A 22,652-nucleotide genomic window follows, 5' to 3' on the forward strand; every position below is an offset into this window, starting at 1 on the left:
TCCTGAACGTATCTGGATACACATGGCGTTGTACCGACGGATGGTCGCCATTGGCCCATCTGGTACTGACCGGAGGTCAGCATGTCTAAACGTGCGCGCGCATGTTGCGCACTGCTTATAAAATCCTGTTGCCGATTTTTTCAGCCCGTCAATAATAACAGACTTGCTTTGTATGCTCGCCTGCAACTTTTTAAAATTGATGCGAACGCTTTATTTTGGCCGTGTTACGGGGAGTTGATGCGGAATATATTTGTCAGATGAGGAAGGCTTGCTGCCCGCGTAGCGGTGCTGCTCGCGAAAATGACAATTCATGTATGCTGTACGGCATGGAATACTTCTGTTGCAGAAACATTCCATGCGCGGACTGAGTTATTTACAGCAGCATAGGTCCCAGCGTACCGATGACTATCGTCACCAATCCGAGTATCAAGTTGATTCCCACCAGTTTGCGGATAGTCGCCATCGCGGCACCGCCGACTTTCCATTCCTGTGCTGCAACTGCACGCAGCAGACGACGGTAGGGTGCGAAGAAGATATGTCCAAAAATCAGCATCATGATGATGCCGATGACAGACATCAGGGTGACGTACATCGGCGGTTTGCCCATCAGGGCCATCATATACAGCCCGCTGCCCAGTATCAGTGCGACCGAGATCCAGACCCAGACGAAGAATTTGCTGAATACCCCCGCCAGCAAAGTCAGGCGTTGCGGTGGCTCCAGCACAGTGGCTGCAGTCGGGCGCAGCGCATTGTGCGCGAAAAACATGCCGCCGACCCAGACCGTGAAGCCGAGGATGTGTAGGAGTTTCGCAATGATCATGGGGCGTCCTCTGGGAGAAATGAATAAGAGAGCCATAGGGTAGCCGAAGGTCCGCGGATTACAAAGAAAATTGCATGAAGATCGTCACACGCGCGTTGTGACCTTCGCAGCCTGATCTGATCCGGCTAATTTGGAGAAATGAATGTTTGTCTGGTTTGAAAAATTGTTGCACCCGTATCAGGAAGAGGTGCCTGCTACACCACCAAACGGATTTATCGCCTTTGTCTGGGCGTGTACCAAAGGCGCGCGTCGTTACATCGCGGCCATGACATTGTTGACGGCTGCTATCGGTGTATTCGAAGCACTGCTGTTTGCCATGATGGGGCGCATCGTCGACTGGCTAAGCACAGTGCAGCCGGCGCTGTTATGGACGCAGGAACGTCAGAGCCTGCTCTTGCTGGCCGGGGTGCTGATACTCAGTGTGATCCTGGTTGCCTTGCAAACCTTGTTCAAGCACCAGGCACTGGCAGGTAACTTCCCGATGCAGCTGCGCTGGAACTTCCATCGTCTGATGCTGAACCAGAGCATGGGTTTTTATCAGGATGAATTTGCCGGGCGGGTTGCTGCCAAGGTGATGCAGACCGCACTCGCGGTGCGTGACGTGTGCATGATCATGGGCGACATCCTGGTGTTCGTGCTGATTTACTTCGTCACGCTGGTGAGTGTGGTCGGCACCTTCGATCTGTGGATGCTGGCGCCTTTCATGAGCTGGGCCGCCTTGTATGGGGTCGCCTTGCGTTACTTTGTGCCGCGCCTGAGCAAGGTGTCGCGGCGCCAGGCCGATGCGCGTTCGCTGATGACCGGACGCATCACCGATGCATATACCAACATCGGTACGGTGAAATTGTTTTCGCATGCCGGACGTGAAGCCAGCTATGCGCGCAATGCGATGCAGGAATTCCTGGCGGCAGTGCATAACCAGATGCGCCTGGTCAGCGGCTTTGAAGTCGTTAATCACGCATTGAGCATGTTGCTGATTCTGAGTACTGCAGGCGTCGCGCTGTGGTTGTGGACGCAAGGGCAGGTCGGCATCGGCGCGGTGGCGGCGGCGACTGCGATGGCCTTGCGCCTGAACGGTATTTCGCATTGGGTGATGTGGGAAATGGCCAGCCTGTTCGAGCAAGTCGGTACCGTACAGGACGGCATCAATACTTTGTCGCGTGCGCATACCGTGGTCGATGCGCCGGATGCACTGCCTATACAGGTCGATAAAGGCGAGCTGGTGTTCGAAGGTGTTGGCTTCGCTTACGGTGGTACACGTTCCGTCATAGAAAAGCTGGATCTGACGATACGTCCAGGCGAGAAGGTCGGCCTGGTCGGGCGTTCCGGTGCGGGCAAGTCCACCATCGTGAATCTCTTGCTGCGTTTCTATGACATCGAACGAGGACGCATACTGATAGACGGTCAGGACATTGCACATGTGACGCAAACCAGCTTGCGTGCGCAAGTCGGCATGGTGACGCAGGATACGTCCTTGCTGCATCGTTCGGTGCGCGACAACATCCTGTATGGTCGTCCGGATGCGACTGATGACCAAATGATCGCTGCCGCCAAACGTGCAGAAGCGCATGACTTCATCCTGACCCTGAGCGATGCCAAAGGTCGCACCGGTTACGACGCGCACGTTGGTGAGCGCGGCGTGAAATTGTCCGGCGGCCAGCGCCAGCGGATAGCCATCGCACGCGTGATGTTGAAGGATGCGCCTATCCTGTTGCTGGATGAGGCGACCAGTGCGCTCGACTCCGAAGCGGAAGCAGCGATCCAGACCAGCTTGTATCAACTGATGGAAGGCAAAACCGTGGTCGCGATTGCGCATCGGCTGTCAACGATTGCGGCGATGGACAGGTTGATCGTGCTGGATAAAGGCAATATCGTGGAAGAAGGCACGCATCGCGAACTGCTGGAACGCAATGGTTTGTATGCGCGCCTGTGGGCGCATCAGAGTGGTGGCTTCCTCGGTGAAGAGGATGATGCCGAAGAAAGCTTGCCTGCGTAAGCCATTACACCTCGCATAAAAAAAGTCCGGTCAGCTGATGCTGTACCGGACTTTTTATTTGCAGACAAACCTGATCAGGAATTGCTGCCGGATGGTGTGAGTCCCGATTCTGTCATCGACTTTTGCTTGCCTACCAGCAGCAATGCCAGCAGCGTCAGCACGGTTGCGCCCGACAGGTAGTAACCGACGTAGTGCAAACCATAATTGGTCGCCAGCCAGGTCGCGGCATACGGTGCCAGTGATGCACCGACGATACCGCCGAGATTGAAGGTGAGCGAGACGCCGGTATAACGGATTTCGGTCGGGAACAGTTCCGACAGCATGGTGCCGAGCGGGCCGTAGGTCATGCCCATCAGTGCCAGACCGAGCGACAGGAACATTGTGACGCCGATTGCATCATTCGCGACAAACATAGGCGCGATCAGGAAACCGAACAGTACGATGGCGATCGAGACCAGAATCATGGTGATGCGACGGCCATATTTATCTGCCAGCAGCGCAGAGATCGGGATGGTCAGCGCAAAGAAGACAACTGCAAACAATTGCAGGATGAGGAATTCCTTGCGGGTGTAACCCAGGCCGGTGGTGCCCCAGCTCAGCGCAAACACGGTCATCAGGTAGAACAGTACAAAGGTCGCGGTAGCGATGATGGTACCCAGTACCAGCAGGCGGCTGTGTTCACTGAAGATGGTGGCGATAGGCACTTTGACGCGTTCGTTTTTATCGATCACCTTCTGGAAAACTGGTGTTTCTGTAATTTTCAGACGCACATACAGGCCGACCAGTACCAGCACCGCACTGGCGATGAAAGGAATGCGCCAGCCGTAGCTGAAGAATTGTTCATTGGTCAGGGTTTCGCTCAATAGCAGGAAGATGCCGCCGGAGAGGAAGAAGCCGAGTGGTGCGCCCAGTTGCGGGAAGCAGCCATACCAGGCGATCTTGCCCGGTGGTGCGTTTTCAGTTGCAAGCAATACTGCACCCCCCCATTCACCACCCAGGCCCAGGCCCTGGCCGAAGCGGCATAAAGCCAGCAGCAGCGGAGCGAGTGTGCCGATTGCTTCATAGGTCGGCAGCAAACCAATCACGACCGTAGAAATACCCATGGTCAGCAAAGCGGCGACCAGCGTCGCCTTGCGTCCGATGCGATCACCGTAGTGACCGAACACGGCGGAACCGACAGGGCGGGCAAAGAAGGCAATCGCGAACGTCGCCAGCGATTGCAGCATGCCGGCGGTGGGATTCGATGAAGGGAAGAAGAGGGTGGGAAAAACCAGGACTGCTGCAGTGGCGTAAATATAGAAATCGAAAAATTCGATGGTGGTGCCGATCAGACTGGCGAATAAAACGGTGGCTGGCGAATTTTTCTTTTCGCTACCCGCGTGTCGGTCATTCATTGTTACTGTCCTTCTTCCCTGATATTTAACCGCGTTGCGGGTTGCTGAGTTATTTCGATTTACTTGTTAACGACATCGTTGAGTGCAGTGGTCACGCCATGTGCCTGCTGGTCGGCGTGGTAGGAGCTGCGTACCATTGCGCCGACGGCTGCATGTGCGAAGCCCATTTTGTAGGCTTCTTCTTCATACATTTTGAAGGTGTCAGGGTGCACATAACGGCGCACTGGCAAGTGGTCGCCGCTAGGCATCAGGTACTGGCCGATGGTCAGCATGTCGACATCGTGCGCACGCATATCGCGCATGACTTGCAAGACTTCTTCGTCGGTTTCACCGAGGCCGACCATGATGCCGGATTTGGTAGGGGTGTTCGGATGCTGTGCCTTGAAGCGTTTCAACAAGTTCAGCGAGTATTCGTAATCGGAACCCGGACGTGCTTCCTTGTACAGGCGCGGTGCGGTTTCGAGGTTGTGGTTCATCACATCCGGTGGTGCTGCATTGAGGATTTCCAGCGCACGGTCCATGCGGCCACGGAAGTCCGGTACCAGGATTTCAATACGGGTGCTTGGCGACAGTTCACGCACACGGCGTATGCATTCGGCAAAGTGACCGGCGCCGCCATCGCGCAAATCGTCGCGGTCGACAGATGTAATCACAACGTAATTCAGGCGCAGCGCAGCGATGGTCTTCGCCAGGTTCTCTGGTTCATTGACGTCGAGCGGGTCAGGGCGGCCGTGGCCGACGTCGCAGAACGGGCAGCGACGAGTGCACTTGTCACCCATGATCATGAAGGTCGCGGTGCCTTTGCCGAAGCATTCGCCGATGTTCGGGCAGCTGGCTTCCTCGCATACGGTGACGAGGTTGTTGGCGCGCAGGATGTCTTTGATTTCGTAGAAGCGGGTGGACGGCGAAGCAGCTTTGACACGTATCCAGTCGGGCTTGGGCAGGCGCTCCATGGGTATCACCTTGATCGGGATACGGATGGTTTTGGCGGCCCCCTTTTGTTTTTCGCTAGGGTTGTAGGCAGGCGTTACGGCTGGATTTGTCTCGGTAGTCATCAGGCTGGTCGCTTTATGTCAGTCGCCCTTATGTCAGCGCCGGGTAACAGTGCTGGCTAAGAACGCGTGGCGCCGACGTTCGTCATTGCCACGATGAAAATAATGGTATTACGGGTAGTGCTATTGCTGCCGGTCTATCGTGACAGGCTTTTGCTTAATTTGTCTGCCAGTGCATTTTGCACTTCAGATAATGTCGCCTGCGCGCCCAGGCTTTGCATATCGATGGTAGCCAGGTCTTCATAACCGCAGGGATTGATCCAGGTAAACGGGGTCAGATCCATCGCAACATTGAGCGAGACGCCGTGATACGTGCAACCGTTGCCACGTATCTTCAGGCCCAGTGCAGCGATTTTGGCGCCTTGCGCCGATCCGTCCGACATATAAATGCCGGGCGCGCCGGGTTTGCGCTCGCAGGCAAGATTATACGCCGCCAGCGTATCGATCACAGCCTGTTCGATTTTATTCACCAGTTCCCGGGCAAACAGGCGGGCATCCGCCTTGTGACGACGCAAATCCAGTAGCAAATAGATAACAGCCTGGCCCGGGCCGTGATAGGTGACTTCGCCACCGCGGTCGGTTTCCACAACGGGGATGTTGTGCGGATCCAGCACATGCGAGGGATCAGCGGCCAGGCCGAGGGTAAAGACGGGCGGGTGCTCGACGATCCATAGTTCGTCGGCGGTCGCCGCCGTACGCGCATCGGTAAATGCGCGCATGGCGTCGAATGTGGTCGCGTAAGCTTCCAGCCCGCGTTGCAGGACCAGGGGCTGGCTTGGCACGGACAGATCCACGGTATTACAGGACGTACTTCACCATCGGGTGCGACGACAGGGCGCGATACAGATTGTCGAGTTGTTCACGGCTGGTGGCGCGCACGGTAATCGTCAGCGACAGATAGTTGCCCGCCGAAGAAGGGCGCTGCGTGACGCGGCCTTCGTGGAATTCCGGATCGTGCACGGTGACTACTTCAATAATGGTAGGGACGAACTGATCGTGCGACAGGCCCATGACTTTGATGGGGAAGTCGCTCGGATAGTCGATCAGGTTTTCCATCGGATCGACCGCGTCGCTTGGTTTGTTTGCTTCTGTCATAGTAGGCTGCTTTTGAAAGTTATCATTTGTGCCAGCAGTTCGCTGGCTGCCGGACTGCATGTCAGGTAAATTCAGGCCGATTTGGCGTCCTGATATGCCTTATATAGTTGTTTATAAATGGGGCCGGGCTGCCCGTTTCCAATGGTCTGGCCGTCTATGGAGATGACAGGCAAGACTTCCTTGGACGCCGACGACAAGAGCACTTCGTCAGCAGTAAATACTTCATCACGGCTGATGCGACGCGACGCGAACGGAATGTTGTTCGCTGCACACAACTCTTCCATCAAGCCGTAACGTATGCCTTCCAGGATCAAATTATCCCTGGGCGGACCCGACAGTATACCTTGCCTGACTATCCAGACATTGGATGCCGATCCCTCTGTCAAAAATCCATCGCGGAACTGGATGGATTCATTGGCGTCGTGTTCTGCTGCATTTTGTGCCGCCAATACATTGCCGAGCAGCGAGATGGATTTGATTTCGCAATGCAGCCAGCGTTTATCTTCCATCGAAACACAGGCAACGCCATGTGTGCGGACGTGCTCGGGTGGTGGCGTGAGCGGATTCGCCATGATGAAGACCGTAGGCGTCAACTCCACGTTCGGGAAGGCGTGCGCGCGCTTCGCTACGCCGCGCGTCACCTGTATATACGCCAGTTGATCCGGCACGGCTGCGGCTGCGGCTACGCGCGTCACCAGCTCCAGCCACTCTTGCTCGGTATGTGGATTATTGATGCCGATGGCGGCCAGGCCGCGGAACAGACGGGCCAGATGTTGTTGTGGCCGGAATGGCTTGCGGGCGTAGATCGGAATGACTTCATAGATGCCGTCGCCAAAAATAAAGCCGCGGTCCAATACAGAAATTTTGGCTTCGGAGAGCGGCGTCATACTGCCGTTCAGGTAGACGAGGGGATCGTGGTCCATGTCACCATTCCTTCAGTGGGAGAGTCCCAATTCTGGCACAAAGGCCGGCAGGCTGGTGCGTGTGCTACAGATGTTGACAGGCGGCATCCTTGTACCAAGTAAAAACGGCAGGATCAACCGTAGTTGAGCCTGCCGTTTTTTGTGCGGTGAGCTGGCACCGCGTACTTATATTTCTAGCGGATTAATGTATCCACAAGCGGATCGAGTCCAGCGCACGACCGAAGAGGCCAGCTTGTCCGACTTGTTCCAGCGCGAGGACTGGCAATTCGGAAACTACTTTGCCGTCAGCCGACATTACTTTGATGGTGCCGACCTGGCTGTTTTTGTCGATAGGTGCGACCAGTGGATCTTTACGCGCCAGTACTGGTTTCATCGAGTTGGCTACGCCTTTTGGTACGGTCACATAGACGTCACGGGTGAAACCGATCTTGACGGTGTTTTGTGTGCCTTTCCAGACATTAGGTGTCGCGATAGGTTCGTTCTTCGCATACAGCTTGACGGTGTCGAAGTTCAGGAAGCCCCAGTTCAGCAGCTTTTGGCTTTCCTGTGCACGCGCCTGGTCGGAAACCGTACCGAGCACGACCGAGATCAGGCGACGTTCGCCAGTGCCGTTAGGGCGTTTGGCGGTCGAAATCAGGCAGTAACCAGCGCCCTGGGTGTAACCGGTTTTCATGCCGTCTACGGTCGGGTCCAGCCACAGCAGGCGGTTGCGGTTAGGTTGCTTGATGTTGTTGTAGGTATATTCTTTGGTCGAATAAATTTTATAGAACTCTGGATGATCGCTGATCAGGTGCGATGCCAGTACCGACAGGTCACGTGCGGTCGAGTAATTGCTGGCGCTAGGCAAGCCGTGCGGATTGGCGAAGTGCGTGGACTTCATGCCCATGCGTTCTGCTTCGCGGTTCATCAGTGCGACGAACGCATCTTCGGTACCGGCCACTGCTTCGGCGATCGCTACTGCCGCGTCATTGCCGGATTGCACGATCAGACCGTACAGCAAGTCATTCACTTTGACTGGTACGCGCGGTTCGATAAACATTTTCGAGCTGCTCGGATCGACTTTCCACGCATTGGTGGAAATCGTGATCATTTGGTTCAGGTCCAGTTTTTTGTCCTGGATTGCGGTGAAGGCTACATACGCGGTCATCAATTTGGTCAGCGAAGCCGGTTCGATACGCATATCAGGTTCATTCGATGCCAGTACCTGGTTGCTGGTTGCATCCAGCAGTAACCATGATTTGGCGGCGATGGTAGGCGATGGAACACTTTGGGCAAAAGCGGATGAAAGCGATAGGACGGTAGCAGCGATGGCCGCAAGTAATTTTTTCATTGGACTCTGTGGTGGATGCCCGCGTACTGATGCGGGCGTCGATTTGGAAAAGTTATCGGATTATAGCGCTGCGCGGTGCTGCAGACTGATGAAACAAGATGAATGTTTATCAACGCGGCAGCTTAGCGCGGCCACACTTCGACAACGTGATTCTTGATATGTTGCAGTTTGCGATTAAAAAAATGATCGCAGCCGGGAACCACCAGCACCGGCAGGTCTTGCGGGCGCGCCCACTCGAATACATTCGTCAGCGGGATCGTTTCATCCTGTTCGCCATGGATCAGGATAGTCCCGGCCGGAACCGTAGGCAGCGGCCATTTGCCCGCTGCGGTGCCTACCAGTACCAGGCGCTCGGCTGAGCGGCCTTGCTCTTCCAGGCGTTTTTGCAATTGCGCCTGCACGAAGGTGCCAAAAGAAAAGCCGGACAGCGCAAACGGCAAGTCCGGATATTTTTCTTGTGCATACGCTAACAGTTGTGTCATGTCGTCGGTTTCGCCGGCGCCACCGTCGTGTACGCCGCCGGATGCACCGACGCCGCGGAAATTCATGCGGAAGGCAGCGTAGCCCAGCGTGACGAAAGAACGCACCAGTGTATGCACAACCTTGTTATCCATGGTGCCGCCATACAGCGGGTGTGGATGGGCGACCAGTGCGAAGCCGCGTGGTGTATCGCTGGCAGGCAGGTCAAGTGCGCATTCCAGCGTACCGGCGACGCCTTCCAGGGAGAAATATTGTGTTTGTGCGTTCATGAGGTGGGGCGTATGAATGGGAAGAAGACGGCTGCGCAGATGTCGCGCAGAGCGTCGGGTTTCAGATTTTCAGACGATCAACAACTTTGCCGCCGACCAGATGGACGTCGATGATTTCATCGAGGTCTTCATTATCGACATAGGTGTACCAGGTGCCTTGCGGGTAGATCACGATGACCGGGCCTTCTTCACAGCGACCGAGGCAACCGGCCTGGTTGACGCGGACTTCACCGCTGCGGCTCAGGCCCAGCTCCTTGACGCGTGCCTTCAGGTGTTTTTGCGCAGCGTGCGCACCGCGTTCGGCGCAGCATTCGCGGCCATCATCGCGCTGGTTCATGCAAATGAATAAATGTTGGCCAAAAAACTGTTTATCTTCAGACATGAGGTGAGGGGAAGTTTGATCTGCGTTAAAGACCCAGATGATACACCCGTGTCATTTTCGCTTCACGCGATGGCTGGAATGCAGCAGGAACCACAAGGCGGCAAACGGCCAGAACAGCGACAGGAATTGTGCCGCGCCGTTGAAGTTCAGAAATTTTCCCTGCACCCAGGTTTCCAGCGTGGCAATGAAGTAAGGATTGGCAGGTGCGATATTGACCACGATCAGGCCCGCTATCAGCAAGCCGGCTGCGGCGCGTCGCTGATGGGTACGCGACAGGAAGGCGAGGCCGGTCAGCAGTGCCAGTCCCATCATCAAGCCGCCTTGCGCGCCCGGGGTCATCCAGGCAAAGGCGGCGTCCGGGCTGAAGAAGATGGCGGTAGCGAGCCCCTTGACCGCCAGTGCTGCCAGCAACAGGAGTAGCAGCAGGATCAGGCGCGGCGCCTTGTCGCGCAACATGCAGGCGAGCGCCAGCAAGGCGCCGGCAACACCGCAGGCGGTAATCACGGCTTCGGTCAGCCAGTACTGCTCGACGGTGAGCTGTACGCCGTTGCGCAAAAAGGCGCCGAGGTCGATGGGCGTTGCCAGCCATTCCGACAGCCAGTCGGAAAGGATGGGGAAGAGCTGGCCCTGGCCGAATAAATAGCTTTGCGGATAAATTTGCGCCAGTGGCCACAGCGCAAAAATAGTCAGGCCGCGGCTGGCTTCGGGCGTGAGCCAGCGCTGCCGGATATGGCGCAGGCGACTGCGTTCCAGCACCAGATGGCTGGAGGCGATGCCGATGATGGCGCCTATCAGGGCACCGCAACTATTGGTCAGCAAATCCAGGTTGGAGGCGACGCGGCTGGGCAAATAAGCCTGAGTCGCTTCCATTGCACCTGACAATACGAAGCCGAGCAGGAAAGCGAGCAGCAGCGCGCCGAAGCGACGCACCCGCGGATACAGTGCGTATACCGCCAGGATGCCGAGCGGGATATAGCCGAGGATATTGGTCAGCAGGTCGAACCCGGTCCAGTAACGTGGCGGGATGGTCGCCAGCAAATAGGTTTGCAGCGGTATGCCGACATCCTGCCAGCCGGTGAATGGAAACAGGCTGGCATAAACGATCAGGAATAGATAAGCCAGCAAGCCACCGCGTGAAAACGTCGATGCTTGCGGTAGTGGCTGTTGTGCCTGGATTATTTTTTCGTTGCTACTGTTGATAACCATGCCGCTATTTCATTAATGATTCCATCGCTGGCTGTCGCCAGTGCTGCGGCACCGCCTTGCGCGTTTGGGCTGGCGCTTGGCAATTGCCGGCTGAAGGTTTTTTGTGCCCGCAAAGTGCGGCCGTCAAACAGGGACGCGCGCATCGCAATCGAGATGGTGCTGTGCTGTGCACTGTCAAATGACTGGGAAAAGTCGTCGAGTTCGATACGCAGTATCGGCAAATTAGCCGCGCCATTATCGGCCGGAACCACGATGCCACCCGCTTGCGACAAACGGACTTTCAGTCTTTGTTCGAGTAACTCAGCCGGTGGCATCGCCCATTGGCTGCCTGCGTAGGGACGTGGTTGCTGGCCGTTAGCGTAATTCAGACGATAAAACATCATCGGCGTATCGAGCCAGCTCGGTGCCACTACATCGGCAACGCTGATGGCTGGCAGCTTGGCGTTTTGTGTTGCGTGTGCCGGCAGCGGGCCGAGGTCATACAGCACTGGTGCCGACGCATTGCCGGCGCAACCAGTGAGCACGGCACTACCGGCCAGTGCCAGTGTTAACAGTAGTCTGCGAGTGAGCTTCATCTTGGCTATCCTGGACAGTGATCTTATGGTGCCGGGGCACTGAAACCGGCTTCACCTGGTCCGGGCGGGGTGCGGCCTGGACCAAACAGTATGCCTTGTGGCCGTTGGTTAAATGATTCCAGCGCGCGATTCAGTGAGCGCATCGAGGTGCGTGTTTCATCAATCAGTGGTGACGCCTGGTATTCCACCGTCGAGGCGGCAGAGCCGACCTTGTTAATGGTATCGCTGAAGCTGTCTATCGGGCCATCTTTCGCGTTCAGTTTGGCCGTAATGTGCGAGGCTTCATCAGAGAAGCGATTGATCGAGTTGAGGGCGTTGTCAGCTTTATTTGCGAGTGCCGGTAATTTATCCAGCGTCGGTTGCAACTGTTGCGGGATTTTTTCTATCTTGTTGGCGGCAGCGCTGACATCGCTGAATGCACCGAGTATGGTTTTCTGGTTTTGTTCAGACAGCATCAGATTGACTTTCGATGCCAGCTCTTCGGTTTGTTTCAGGATCGCCAGTCCGCGCAATTGCAGGGTGTCGAGCAGGCTGGCACGCAGGGTGATGCGTGCCACCTTGTTTTTCGATGACGGCAGCAGCACAGGTTGTGAGCCATCGTCATCCAGTTGCACATAAGCCAGGCCGGTGACGCCCTGATAGCTGAGAGTGGCGAAAGTCGAATGGGTGATGGGCGTGTCCTTGGAGACGCTGAAACGGATCAGGATCTGTCCGGGCTTTTGCGGGTCGAACAATACCGCATCGACGCGACCGACATCAAGCCCGCGATAGCGGACGCCGGCTTGCGGGTTCAGGCCGGGCACGGACAGGGTGGTGGCGATTTCGTAAGGTACGCGTTCCACGCGATCACGATTGAACCAGAGTGCGATCAGCACAGCGGCGATCAGCAGGACGATCGTGAAAATGCCGGCCATTAATGCATGCGCTTTATTTTCCATAATTGATCTTTAGAGTGATGACGACTCTCCTCCCTGGTTCTGCCCTGATTTTTCGGGTAATGCTTCAAATGCGCGTTGTCCGCGCTCGCCACGGAAAAATGTTTCGATAAACGGATGCTTGAACTCGACTACTTTATCCGGCCTGCAATAGGCAATGATGTGTTTGTCTGCCAGCACTGCCACGCGTGACGACAACGCAAACAAGGTGTCGAGATCATGCGTCACCATGACCACGGTCAGATGCATCTCGTCGTGTAATTCCCGTATCAGGTTGACGAAACTTTCTGACGCGTTCGGGTCCAGTCCGGCGGTAGGCTCATCCAGGAACAGCAGTTCCGGTTCCAGCGCCAGCGCACGTGCCAGCGCTACGCGCTTGATCATGCCGCCGGATAAATCAGCCGGCATTTTCAGTGCATGTTCCGGACCTATGCCTGCCATTTGCAACTTCAGCAAAGCGGCGTCGCGTATCAATTGTCTGGGTAAGACGCGTAATTCGCGCATAGGTTGCGCGACATTATCAAAAACGGTCAGCGCCGAGAACAATGCACCTTGCTGGAACAGCATACCCCAGCGATTGCGCAATTGCTGCAGATGCTCTGGGGCTATGCGATTAATGTCTTCACCAAACACGCGCACACTGCCGCTGGCTGGCTGATTCAGACCCAGCATCTGGCGCAGCAGCACGGTTTTGCCGGAGCCTGAGCCGCCCACCAGTGAAACGATTTCGCCCTGATTGATTTTCAGGCTCAGGTTTTCGTGCACCACCACATCGCCGAAGCGCGTGCTCAGATTATCGATTTCTATCATCGTTTGCGGATTATCCGCATGGTCGTCGGTGCATGCGGACATGCTGTGGTCTATGTCGGGCAGCATCAGAATCCCACTCCGCTAAAGACAATCGCAAACACGGCATCCGCCAGGATCACAACAGTAATCGCCGTCACTACCGAGATCGTTGTCCCTGCACCCAGGCTTTCCGTATTGGGCTTGATGCGCAAGCCAAAGTGACAGGCCACCAGCGCAATCAGGCTGCCGAAGACGACGCCTTTGCCGAGACCTATCCAGTAATTGGACAGGGGCACGGCATCCGGCAACTCACGTATGAAATATTTGAAAGATAGTCCCAGCTCCGCACTCGCCGCCACCATGCCGCCCAGCAGCGCCATCGCATCGGTCCAGACCACCAGCAATGGCATCGATATCGCGAGCGCGATGACCTTGGGCATGATGAGGCGATAACCATGCGGCAAGCCCATCACCAGCATCGCATCCAGTTCTTCCGTCACCCGCATGACGCCGAGCTGTGCCGTAATCGACGAGCCGGAGCGACCAGCGACCAGGATGGCTGCCAGCAAGGGACCGAGTTCGCGGATGACGCTCATGCCGAGGATGTTGACGAGGAAAATATCACCGCCGAACTGATGCAATTGTTGTGCCGACAAATAAGACAGCACGATGCCGATCAGGAAGCCGACCAGTGCGGTAATACCCAGCGCCTGATAACCGGTATGAAAAATATTGGCCGAGATTTCCTTCCACGGACCGCGTTGCGGTTGTCGCAGGAAGCGCCCGAGGTCCATGACCAGTTGCCCGATCAGCGTGATAAAGCCGAGCATGTGATCTGCCATCCGCAATTTGAATTGCAGATAGGCGGAGAAGGTGTACCAGCGATGTTGTGGCGGTTTCTTTACCTGCAGGGTGCCGGTTTGTTCCAGTCGCTGGAAAAAGGTTTCGTGTTGCGGGGCCAGGGTGAGCCGGGCCGGGCGTTTCTTGCCCCAGGCATTCCACAGCAATTGCGCGCCTATGTAATCGAGGGCTTCGATTTGTGACAAATTCCAGTACGCCTCATCGACCTTGCGCACCCCGCGCAGGGTGGCGCTGATTTTTTCCATCACACCAGGATGCGCCGGATCGGCCAGCGCACGCACCTGCCATGAGCCGGCTGCGATGACAGTGGCCTGATCGTTCTGCGTATAACTCAGGGTGGGTGACGCGTAGTTATGCATGCAGGCAAGTGTAAGGGAGAATAGAATTTGCGTCACGCCGACACTGCAGACGCAGATATGGGTAGCCATCAGTTTCGCCGCGGCAAGCATCCCGCTACAATGCGCACATGACCGCACTCCCATCACCACAACGACTGGCCAGCCTGTGCGCACCCGCTACGCAAGGCATCGCGCTGGAGATCGTGGCGGAAACCGGCTCGACCAATGCCGATTTGCTGGCGCGTGCACCGCAGCTGCAGCAAGCGACATTGTTATGGGCGCAACGACAAACCGCGGGTAAGGGGCGCGCCGGTCGTGCCTGGCACACACCGCCCGGATCTGCACTGACGTTTTCTCTGGCCTGGAAATTCAACTTGCCGCTGCAAGGCTTGCTGGGCTTGCCGCTGGCGGTCGGCGTTGTGATTGCTGAAGCCTTGCGGACTTTCGGTGTCGAAGCGCACCTGAAATGGCCTAACGATATATTAAAAGATGAGGGCAAGCTGGCTGGCATCCTGATCGAAACGGTCGTCGAAAAGTCCGGGCCAACAGCGACATGGGCGGTGATAGGCGTCGGCATTAATATTGCGCAAGCGTCTGCCTTGAGTGCGCAAGCCGGTCGTGCGGTAGTAGCCGCAAGCGAGCTGGCGCATGAGCCTGAGCGCGTCATGGCGGCTTTGCTGGATGGCTTTGCGCAAGCTTTGCCGGTATTCGAGCAGCGCGGTTTTGCCGCGTTTGTCGAGACGTGGAATGCACTGGATGCGTATGCCGGACAGGCGGTGAATATTCTTGATCAGGGCAAAGTACTGCATAGTGGTCAGGCTGCCGGAGTAGATGACAGCGGGCGTTTGTTGCTCGATACCGTGCAGGGGCGCATCACGATAGCTGCAGGCGATGTGTCGTTGCGTATCAGGGAGGATTAAACGATGTTGTTATTGGTCGATGCAGGGAATACACGGATCAAATGGGCGCTGGTGGATCGCTCACTGCCGGCACAGACGCCGGGTAAGTGGCTGCAACATGGCAGCGTTGCGCGTGCCGAAGCCGGTGCTTTGGTCGATGCATGGCGTGGTTTCAGCATAGGTCGGGTCATGTTGTCGAATGTGGCGGGGCATGAATTGCGCGGTGAGCTGGAGCGTGCGGTATTGCACACACTGGGAACCAGGCCGGTGGCATTGGAATGGTTTGCCTCGGCAGCCGAGCTGGGCGGAGTGAAGAATCGTTACCTGAATCCGGCGCAACTGGGCGCTGACCGTTTTGCCGCTGCGATCGGTGCGCATGCCTTGTTTCCTGCAGGGCCGCTGGTGGTCGCCACCTGCGGTACGGCGACTACGGTCGATGCACTGAGTGCTGAAGGTGAATTCATAGGCGGCATGATTTTGCCCGGACTCGGCCTGATGGCCTCGTCGCTGGCGAAGAATACTGCGCAATTGCCGCAAGTCGCATTGCAAAGCACCTTGACGCACCCGTTTGCCGACAACACGGATGCCGCGATAGTCAGTGGTTGCCTGGCGGCGCAGGCGGGTGCGATAGAGCGCGCGGTGGCAGCGCAAATGCGCAGCTATCCGAACTTGCCGGTTCCTTGCATACTGGCAGGCGGTGCGGCAGACTTGATTGCGCCGCACCTTACGATAGATTACACACGCGTCGATAACCTGGTTTTAATCGGTTTGCACACAGTAGCGATACAACATACTTCCCCATGTTAAAAATCCTGTTCGGCTTATTGTTAGTGATCAACGGCGGCTTGTACGCGTTTGAACATGGCTATTTGAATAGCCTGATCCCGCCCAGCCACGATCCTTTGCGCCTGAAGCAGCAATTGAACCCTGATCTGCTGAAACTGGTGCCGCTGGATAAGGAGAAGGCTGAAGCCGGAAAGGCGGAAAAAGTAGCTGCCGTCGAACCGGAAAAGATTCCGCAAGCTGTCGAGCAACCAGTAGAAAAGCCGGTAGAGAAGCCGGCTGAGAAAGCTGCCGAAGTACTGGCTTGCACCGAAATCGGTAATTTTGATGCCGCCGAGGCGAAGAATTTTGAAGCGAAGCTGACTACGCTGGCTTTGGGTGAGCGCCTGTCGCGTCGCCAGATACAGGAAAATGCGCGCTTTATCGTCTACATCCCGCCTCTCGCTAACAAGGAAGTGGCGGATAAAAAGGGCGGTGAGCTGAAGCGCCTGGGTGTCGATGATTTCTTTGTTATCACCGAGCACACTGCTTTGCAATGGGGCATCTCGCTGGGAATTTTTAAATCGGAAGAAGCGGCACGCAACCATCTCGCGGCCTTGAATCAGAAGGGCGTGCGTAGCGCCAGGGTTGGTCCGCATAACAATGTCGCGCCCAAGCTGGCTTTCCAGTTCCGGCGCCTGGATGCAGCGACCAGGGCTAATCTGGATAAGATCCGTGCCACTTTCCCGCGCCAGGAAGCACGCGCCTGCATCTGAGTTGGCTTAAGACTCAGGCGCTGAGTTTGCTGCGGCCAGCCGACGGGCGCGCAAGGCTGACAGGCAATCCGGGCACATACAGGTTTTGGCCTTGCCATCCGCATCACGCACCAGTTCACCTTTGGGCGTAGTGGGCAGTGCGGTACACCAGCATGCTTCTGCCGTCGTTGTGTCCACCATGCCGCAGGAGAAGGTGGCTTCGCATTGCGAACAACTACTCATTTTGATTCCGTTTTCTTTCCCTGGTATTGCCGCGCGACAAATGGCGCGCAGCACGTGTGACAGCTGTCACAGGCCGGCAAATGAGCCCGCATACCCGTCGGTTTTGTCGTTTGGGCAAGACAGCTGCCGAATATTCGTGGCATTTACGGCAAAGAGCCAAGAAATGAATTGGCATTCGCTGTAAAATCGCGGTCATCCATTTTTCAGAACCACTTCTACCCAACTTGACCGATATGAACGCTGATCTTACTGTAGTTTCGCCACAAATACAGGCGCAAATTCTGGCCGAGGCGCTGCCGTATATCCGCAAATTTCACGGCAAGACCATTGTCGTCAAATACGGCGGCAATGCAATGACCGAAGAGCGCCTGAAGCACGGCTTTGCGCGCGACGTGATTTTATTGAAACTGGTCGGCATGAACCCGGTCGTGGTGCACGGTGGCGGTCCGCAAATCGATAACGCGCTGAAAAAAATCGGCAAGCAAGGCACGTTCGTGCAAGGCATGCGTATCACCGATGAAGAAACCATGGAAGTTGTGGAATGGGTGCTGGGCGGTGAAGTGCAGCAGGACATCGTAATGCTGATCAATCACTACGGCGGCCAGGCAGTCGGTCTGACCGGCAAGGATGGCGGCCTGATTCGTGCACGCAAGATGCAGATGCCGGACAAGGAACGTCCGGGCGAATTCCTCGATATCGGTTTTGTCGGCGACATCGAAGCGATCAATCCGGCGGTCGTGAAGGCCTTGCAGGACGATGCTTTCATTCCTATCATTTCGCCTATCGGCTTCGGCGACGATGGGCAGGCTTACAACATCAACGCTGACGTCGTTGCAGGAAAAATCGCCGAAATCCTGAAAGCTGAAAAGCTGATCATGATGACGAATATCGCCGGTGTGCAAGACAAGCAAGGCAATTTGCTGACCGATTTGTCGGCACGTGAAATCGATGAAATGTTTGAAGACGGCACGATCTCCGGCGGTATGTTGCCGAAGATTTCATCGGCACTGGATGCTGCCAAGTCCGGCGTCAACACCGTACACATTATCGATGGCCGTATTGAACACTCATTGTTGCTGGAAGTGCTGACCGAACAAGCTTTCGGAACCATGATCCGTTCACACTGATACAGATTCAGCTCAATAAAAAAGCGTAAGGGCCGGATGGTCCTTACGCTTTTTTTATGTGCGTGACGCGCTTCGGGGGCGTCATATTTGTTTTGTGAACTTATGTAGGGGCGATAAAGTTTGTGGCGGGTATTGGGAGTGCCATTTCTCGAATTCCGCTGCTGGCAGCGGCCGCGAAATCATAAAACCCTGCGCGATATCGCATCCCAGGCCAGCCAGTAATGTATACGCGTTTTGTTCTTCCACGCCTTCGGCGATGGTTCGCATGCCCATCTTGTGCGCCAGCGTGATAGCTGCTTCGACGATATGCACTGCACCCTTGTCATCCGGCAGGCGTCGTACGAAAGACTGGTCGATTTTGATCAGCGAAATGGGCAGTTGATGCAGGTACTGCAGTGACGAGTAACCAGTGCCGAAGTCATCAATGGAAATCGTGATCTTGGCCTCGGCGAGGCGGCTTAACTCAACGATGGTGCGTGCGATGTCGTGCATCAACGCGCCTTCCGTGACCTCCAGCTCCAGTGACTGGCCGCTCACTTCGTAGCGCTGCAATAAGGACAGTACCAGGTCGGAGAAGCCGGGCTGCAGTAAATTGCGTGGGGAGATGTTGACTGCTATCGGCAGGTGTAAGCCTTGCTGGCGCCAGGATACGATTTGCTTCATCGCCTGCTCCAGTGCGAACTCCGTGATCAGATTGATCAGCGTACTTTGTTCGGCGCGCGGAATGAAAATGCCGGGAGGAATATTACCTCGTTCCGGATGGTTCCAGCGCATCAGCGCTTCTACGCTATGTATTGCGCCGGTACGGAAGCAAATTTTGGGCTGGTAGTGCAACGATAACTGACCTTCCTTGATGGCGCTCATCAGGCTGCCGAGTATCGATAGATTTTCTTTTGCGAAGTTGCTGGTTTCCGGACTGTAGGCAACGCAGTCCAGTGCTTCTTCATCGGCGGAGATCAGTGCTGATTCGGCCCGTTGCAGGTAAAAATCGGGTGACTGTATGACGTTGCTGAAGGTCGCATAGCCGAGGCGGGAATCGGCGTGGATGGGAATGTCATTGAACTGGTAGGGCTGTCGTGCGCCCCTGACTAAATCTGCAAGCAGGAAGTTGATGGTTTGGGCATCCCGATCCCGGATCAGGATGCCTAATTGCTCTGGGTCGATACGGTACACCTGAACTTTACCCCGCAGGATGTTGGTGTAGCGGGCAGCCGATTGTTGCGCAACTTCCTTGATGACCTCAAAACCAAATGCCGACTTCAGTTCCATCGCATTTTGCAGTGAGACCACCACCAGCACATGCAGGTTGGCATTACTTTTTACTTTGGGTAATTTCGCCAGTGCGCCGAGCAAAGCACTGCGATTGGGCAATTGGGTGGCCTGATCATGACGGGCGATCCATTGCAGATGCTTCAGGTAGGACCGGACGCTATCACTGGCAACGCCGCAGGCAAATCCGACCAGCATAAAAAATCCGGTGCGGTAGAGCCAATTGAGTGTGGCTTGCTGTTCACCGGTAATGACATCGATGGGCATGACCGGCCCGAGTGCTATGCCGCCGATCAAGCCGACGACCAGGCCGCCACGCATGCCGAAGACAAAGCCGGCCAACATGATGGGCAGATACATCGAATGGGAATATACGAATTTGATGCCGCCGGTCACATAGACCAGCATATAGACAGCACAGACCGAAATGATGAGTGTGGGTACCATGACAATCCGTATCGCACGGATATGCACGCCTAGCCATTCAAACAATCGGGTAGTGTTCATCAGACATTCCTTTGTGAGGCAACATCAGCTGGTACTTAATTTTGCTAGATGGCGCTCACAAGACGAGATGACGAGATGGCTACCCGGGGATAGCGAAGAGCCATTTCATACGTTTTTTTTCATGGGCGATTTCTTGAAAGCATCTTGCCATGGCGCAAAAAAATGCGCAAATAATATTTCCTTTTTGAAATGTTTTGCGGAAAGCAGGGCGTTGAACCGGGTGAAATCTGTGGAATTAATATAGTTTTTGAACCGTATAGCCACGTTGCTGCAATAAGCCCGGTACGCCTTTGGCGCCCAGCAAATGCAGTGCGCCGACGGCGACGAAACTGGTTTTGTCGGTCTTGAGCAATGCTTCCACCTGTTGCGCCATGGCTGGATTACGTCGATCCAGCAAGACTTTCTGCAGGAAGCGATCAGAGGCGTTTTCACCTTTTTGCATTTCCAGCAGGGCGGCATCCAGGGCCTTTGCATCTGCGGTTTGCCAGGCCTTGATCAGATCCAGCGCTTTTTGCATGGCGACGCCGCTGGCCAATTCAGTCAGATTCTCAACCAGATATTCCTCTTGCTCTGCATCGCTCATGCTATCGAATAGTGATAGCTGATAATCCGCCGTTTCCAGTTCCAGCACGGTTTTCTTTTGTTTTTCTGCCAGCGACAGGAAGTGCAGTTCTATGCCCTGTTCGGTCGGGAAGCCCTGGCGTGCCATTTCCTGCACCAGCAAGAGATTGGCCACCATCCACGGTTTCATGCGGGAGATGCTTTCAAATGAGGTGCCGTAGCGACGCAAGGCCTGGCGTAATTGTGCGCTGGCATCTGCCGACAAATGCTGGTTGATGGTTTGTCCGGCGGGATAGATGCCGTGGCGCATAATGGCGAGTCGCATCGCATCGGTGTTGCGGATGTCAACTTCGATGACGAGCTTCTTCGAGGCCGAGAAGGCGCGTGTCACTTCCGGTTCGAGTGGGTAAAATGCAGTCTTGCCGACATGCACGGTACCGAACAGATAGCTGGTATTGCCGCGATACGTGACGCGATACAGCGTGCCGCGCTGGGGTGTGCTTTGTGCGGTGGCGGCGGGTTTGCTTGCGGCCGGGTTGTCAGCTTGTACGCCAGTGTTGAACAAGCCGAATAGCAAGGTGAAAACAAAAACGGTGGTACGACGCATGCAACTCCCTCTATTGATTTAAATACCCGACGAATATAAACGATGCCCAAGCTGACCTGGCTGTTCGACCTGGATAACACGCTGCATAACGCATCGCATGCGATCTTCCCCGCGATACATCTCAATATGAATACCTACATTGCCCAGGTACTGCATCAGGGCGGGCACGCTTCGGATGAGGCGGCGGTGAATGCCGCACGCCTTACTTATTGGCAGCGCTACGGTGCGACTTTGCTCGGTATGGTAAATCATCATCAGGTAAGGCCTGAGGATTTCTTGCGTGAAGCACATCGTTTTGATGACTTGTCGACGATGATACGTGCAGAACGGGGACTGGGGCGCTTGCTGCGTCGCCTGCCGGGACGCAAGATATTGCTGACGAATGCGCCACGTCGTTATTCACGCGACGTATTGCGCCACCTGGGCTTGCATAAGCATTTTGCCCGGCATATTCCGATTGAAGCGATGCGGGTACACGGGCGTTTGCGCCCCAAGCCGTCGAAACAAATGTTACGTCAATTGCTGGCGCGGGAAAAAATCAGTGCCCGGCATTGTGTGCTGGTTGAGGACACAGTGGCGCATCTGAAAGGCGCCAAAGAACTCGGAATGGCAACTGCGTGGATCACGCAATATCTGGCCAGCGATTCGAACAAGCAGGCTTCAACTGGCGAGCGCGCAACAGTCACATACACAAAACGCCCAATTTATGTCGATGTCAAAGTAAAATCCGTAGGGCAACTATTCAGGCAGTTGCACCGATTGCGCTAGTGGAGCTTTGCTTGCCGCTATCCGCAGGTTGAGTTTTAGATTGCTAACTTACCTATAAAAACATTATGGCAACTACAAAACCAGGTGAACGCAAGCTGCAGATACTCCAGACACTGGCCACCATGCTGGAGCAGCCCAAAGGGGAAAAAATTACTACGGCAGCACTGGCGGCACGTCTCGACGTGTCCGAAGCAGCGCTGTACCGGCATTTCGCCAGCAAGGCGCAAATGTTTGAAGGCCTGATCGAATTCATCGAATCGACCGTCTTTGGCCTGATCAATAAAATCACCGAGCAACAAGAGAATGGTTTGTCGCAAGTACAGGCAGTGGTTCTCATGCTGCTCAACTTTGCTGAACGCAATCCCGGCATGACGCGCGTGATGATAGGCGATGCGCTGGTGAACGAGGATGAGCGCCTGCAGACGCGGATGAATCAATTCATAGATAGGATCGAGTTAGCATTGAAGCAATCATTGCGTATTGCGGCGACGCAAGGGCAGGCCAACGAGGCCGAAGTTGCCGTGCGTGCCAACCTGATTGCCAATACCGTGCTCGGACACTGGCAGCGTTATGCCAAGACCGGCTTCAAGCAAAACCCGTCCGAACATGCGTCGGCACAGATAGCGATGCTGCTGGCCTGATAGCGGGGCACTCTTTTGATCGTTCCCGACTGGGCAGGTGGGGCGCAGACAGATTACTCTGAAAAACT

24 protein-coding genes are annotated in these 22,652 nt (G+C 55.6%); 7 read left to right on the forward strand and 17 right to left on the reverse strand.

The genetic code is table 11. The annotated features are described in order from the left end of the window. Positions 1-373: 373 nt before the first annotated feature. Positions 374-820: a CopD family protein gene (locus DBR37_RS10040; protein WP_124574338.1), complete on the reverse strand. Its 447-nt coding sequence runs from the start codon at positions 818-820 to the stop codon at positions 374-376. Between the two features lie 142 nt (positions 821-962). Here DBR37_RS10040 and DBR37_RS10045 point away from each other — a divergent pair, with 142 nt between their 5' ends. After that, positions 963-2,816: an ABC transporter ATP-binding protein gene (locus DBR37_RS10045; RefSeq protein WP_124574339.1), complete on the forward strand. Its 1,854-nt coding sequence runs from the start codon at positions 963-965 to the stop codon at positions 2,814-2,816. A gap of 74 nt (positions 2,817-2,890) precedes the next feature. On the opposite strand, the gene DBR37_RS10050 is transcribed toward DBR37_RS10045, so the two are convergent. The 13 genes from DBR37_RS10050 to DBR37_RS10110 form a co-directional block, all read right to left on the reverse strand. After that, positions 2,891-4,210 carry an MFS transporter gene (locus DBR37_RS10050; protein ID WP_124574340.1) on the reverse strand — a complete coding sequence of 440 codons (1,320 nt, stop codon included), beginning with the start codon at positions 4,208-4,210 and terminating at the stop codon, positions 2,891-2,893. 59 nt (positions 4,211-4,269) lie between these two features. Further along, entirely contained in the window at positions 4,270-5,265 is a 996-nt protein-coding gene (gene lipA, locus DBR37_RS10055; protein WP_124574341.1) for a lipoyl synthase, read from the reverse strand. Between the two features lie 134 nt (positions 5,266-5,399). Beyond that, complete coding sequence (gene lipB, locus DBR37_RS10060; RefSeq protein ID WP_124574640.1) at positions 5,400-6,050, reverse strand: lipoyl(octanoyl) transferase LipB; 651 nt, start codon at positions 6,048-6,050, stop codon at positions 5,400-5,402. A 10-nt stretch (positions 6,051-6,060) separates the two neighbouring features. Beyond that, the gene (locus DBR37_RS10065) at positions 6,061-6,357 is read right to left on the reverse strand and encodes a DUF493 family protein (RefSeq protein WP_124574342.1); all 297 of its coding nucleotides are present in this window, start codon (positions 6,355-6,357) and stop codon (positions 6,061-6,063) included. A gap of 71 nt (positions 6,358-6,428) precedes the next feature. After that, positions 6,429-7,280, reverse strand: coding sequence for a D-amino acid aminotransferase (locus DBR37_RS10070; RefSeq protein WP_124574343.1), 852 nt, complete (start codon positions 7,278-7,280; stop codon positions 6,429-6,431). A 181-nt stretch (positions 7,281-7,461) separates the two neighbouring features. Next, positions 7,462-8,610 carry a D-alanyl-D-alanine carboxypeptidase family protein gene (locus tag DBR37_RS10075; RefSeq protein WP_124574344.1) on the reverse strand — a complete coding sequence of 383 codons (1,149 nt, stop codon included), beginning with the start codon at positions 8,608-8,610 and terminating at the stop codon, positions 7,462-7,464. Between the two features lie 122 nt (positions 8,611-8,732). Next, positions 8,733-9,359, reverse strand: a complete 627-nt coding sequence (locus DBR37_RS10080; RefSeq protein WP_124574345.1) for an alpha/beta hydrolase — start codon at positions 9,357-9,359, stop codon at positions 8,733-8,735. A 61-nt stretch (positions 9,360-9,420) separates the two neighbouring features. Further along, the gene (locus DBR37_RS10085; RefSeq protein WP_124574346.1) at positions 9,421-9,741 is read right to left on the reverse strand and encodes a ferredoxin; all 321 of its coding nucleotides are present in this window, start codon (positions 9,739-9,741) and stop codon (positions 9,421-9,423) included. Positions 9,742-9,792: 51 nt separating this feature from the next. Beyond that, complete coding sequence (locus tag DBR37_RS10090; RefSeq protein WP_124574347.1) at positions 9,793-10,947, reverse strand: VanZ family protein; 1,155 nt, start codon at positions 10,945-10,947, stop codon at positions 9,793-9,795. Then, positions 10,917-11,522, reverse strand: coding sequence for an ABC-type transport auxiliary lipoprotein family protein (locus tag DBR37_RS10095; protein WP_124574348.1), 606 nt, complete (start codon positions 11,520-11,522; stop codon positions 10,917-10,919). The genes DBR37_RS10090 and DBR37_RS10095 overlap by 31 nt, the downstream gene beginning before the upstream one ends. Before the next feature lie 23 nt (positions 11,523-11,545). Further along, positions 11,546-12,460: an MlaD family protein gene (locus tag DBR37_RS10100; protein ID WP_124574349.1), complete on the reverse strand. Its 915-nt coding sequence runs from the start codon at positions 12,458-12,460 to the stop codon at positions 11,546-11,548. A 9-nt stretch (positions 12,461-12,469) separates the two neighbouring features. Beyond that, positions 12,470-13,309, reverse strand: coding sequence for an ABC transporter ATP-binding protein (locus DBR37_RS10105; RefSeq protein ID WP_124574350.1), 840 nt, complete (start codon positions 13,307-13,309; stop codon positions 12,470-12,472). Between the two features lie 23 nt (positions 13,310-13,332). Next, the gene (locus DBR37_RS10110; protein WP_124574641.1) at positions 13,333-14,466 is read right to left on the reverse strand and encodes an ABC transporter permease; all 1,134 of its coding nucleotides are present in this window, start codon (positions 14,464-14,466) and stop codon (positions 13,333-13,335) included. A gap of 107 nt (positions 14,467-14,573) precedes the next feature. Here DBR37_RS10110 and DBR37_RS10115 point away from each other — a divergent pair, with 107 nt between their 5' ends. From DBR37_RS10115 to DBR37_RS10125, 3 genes are read left to right on the forward strand one after another with little or no spacing between them, the layout of a single operon-like run. Further along, entirely contained in the window at positions 14,574-15,365 is a 792-nt protein-coding gene (locus tag DBR37_RS10115; RefSeq protein ID WP_124574351.1) for a biotin--[acetyl-CoA-carboxylase] ligase, read from the forward strand. Positions 15,366-15,368: 3 nt separating this feature from the next. Beyond that, complete coding sequence (locus tag DBR37_RS10120) at positions 15,369-16,151, forward strand: type III pantothenate kinase (protein WP_124574352.1); 783 nt, start codon at positions 15,369-15,371, stop codon at positions 16,149-16,151. After that, positions 16,145-16,882, forward strand: a complete 738-nt coding sequence (locus DBR37_RS10125; protein ID WP_124574353.1) for an SPOR domain-containing protein — start codon at positions 16,145-16,147, stop codon at positions 16,880-16,882. Before DBR37_RS10120 ends, DBR37_RS10125 begins: the two co-directional genes overlap by 7 nt. Positions 16,883-16,888: 6 nt before the next feature. Here DBR37_RS10125 and DBR37_RS10130 read toward each other — a convergent pair whose 3' ends face one another. Next, complete coding sequence (locus tag DBR37_RS10130) at positions 16,889-17,104, reverse strand: cysteine-rich CWC family protein (RefSeq protein WP_124574354.1); 216 nt, start codon at positions 17,102-17,104, stop codon at positions 16,889-16,891. A 233-nt stretch (positions 17,105-17,337) separates the two neighbouring features. Here DBR37_RS10130 and argB point away from each other — a divergent pair, with 233 nt between their 5' ends. Then, entirely contained in the window at positions 17,338-18,231 is an 894-nt protein-coding gene (gene argB / locus DBR37_RS10135; RefSeq protein WP_124574355.1) for an acetylglutamate kinase, read from the forward strand. Positions 18,232-18,312: 81 nt separating this feature from the next. Here argB and DBR37_RS10140 read toward each other — a convergent pair whose 3' ends face one another. Next, positions 18,313-20,007 carry a bifunctional diguanylate cyclase/phosphodiesterase gene (locus tag DBR37_RS10140; RefSeq protein WP_124574356.1) on the reverse strand — a complete coding sequence of 565 codons (1,695 nt, stop codon included), beginning with the start codon at positions 20,005-20,007 and terminating at the stop codon, positions 18,313-18,315. A gap of 235 nt (positions 20,008-20,242) precedes the next feature. Beyond that, positions 20,243-21,175: a TraB/GumN family protein gene (locus DBR37_RS10145; RefSeq protein WP_124574357.1), complete on the reverse strand. Its 933-nt coding sequence runs from the start codon at positions 21,173-21,175 to the stop codon at positions 20,243-20,245. 42 nt (positions 21,176-21,217) lie between these two features. Between DBR37_RS10145 and DBR37_RS10150 the strand changes: the two genes are divergently transcribed. Further along, complete coding sequence (locus DBR37_RS10150) at positions 21,218-21,943, forward strand: HAD-IA family hydrolase (protein WP_124574358.1); 726 nt, start codon at positions 21,218-21,220, stop codon at positions 21,941-21,943. 65 nt (positions 21,944-22,008) lie between these two features. Next, complete coding sequence (gene slmA, locus DBR37_RS10155) at positions 22,009-22,584, forward strand: nucleoid occlusion factor SlmA (protein ID WP_124574359.1); 576 nt, start codon at positions 22,009-22,011, stop codon at positions 22,582-22,584. The last annotated feature ends 68 nt before the right edge of the window (positions 22,585-22,652 follow it).

It is taken from the genome of Herminiimonas sp. KBW02 (assembly GCF_003852535.1).
Taxonomy (GTDB): domain Bacteria; phylum Pseudomonadota; class Gammaproteobacteria; order Burkholderiales; family Burkholderiaceae_D; genus Oxalicibacterium.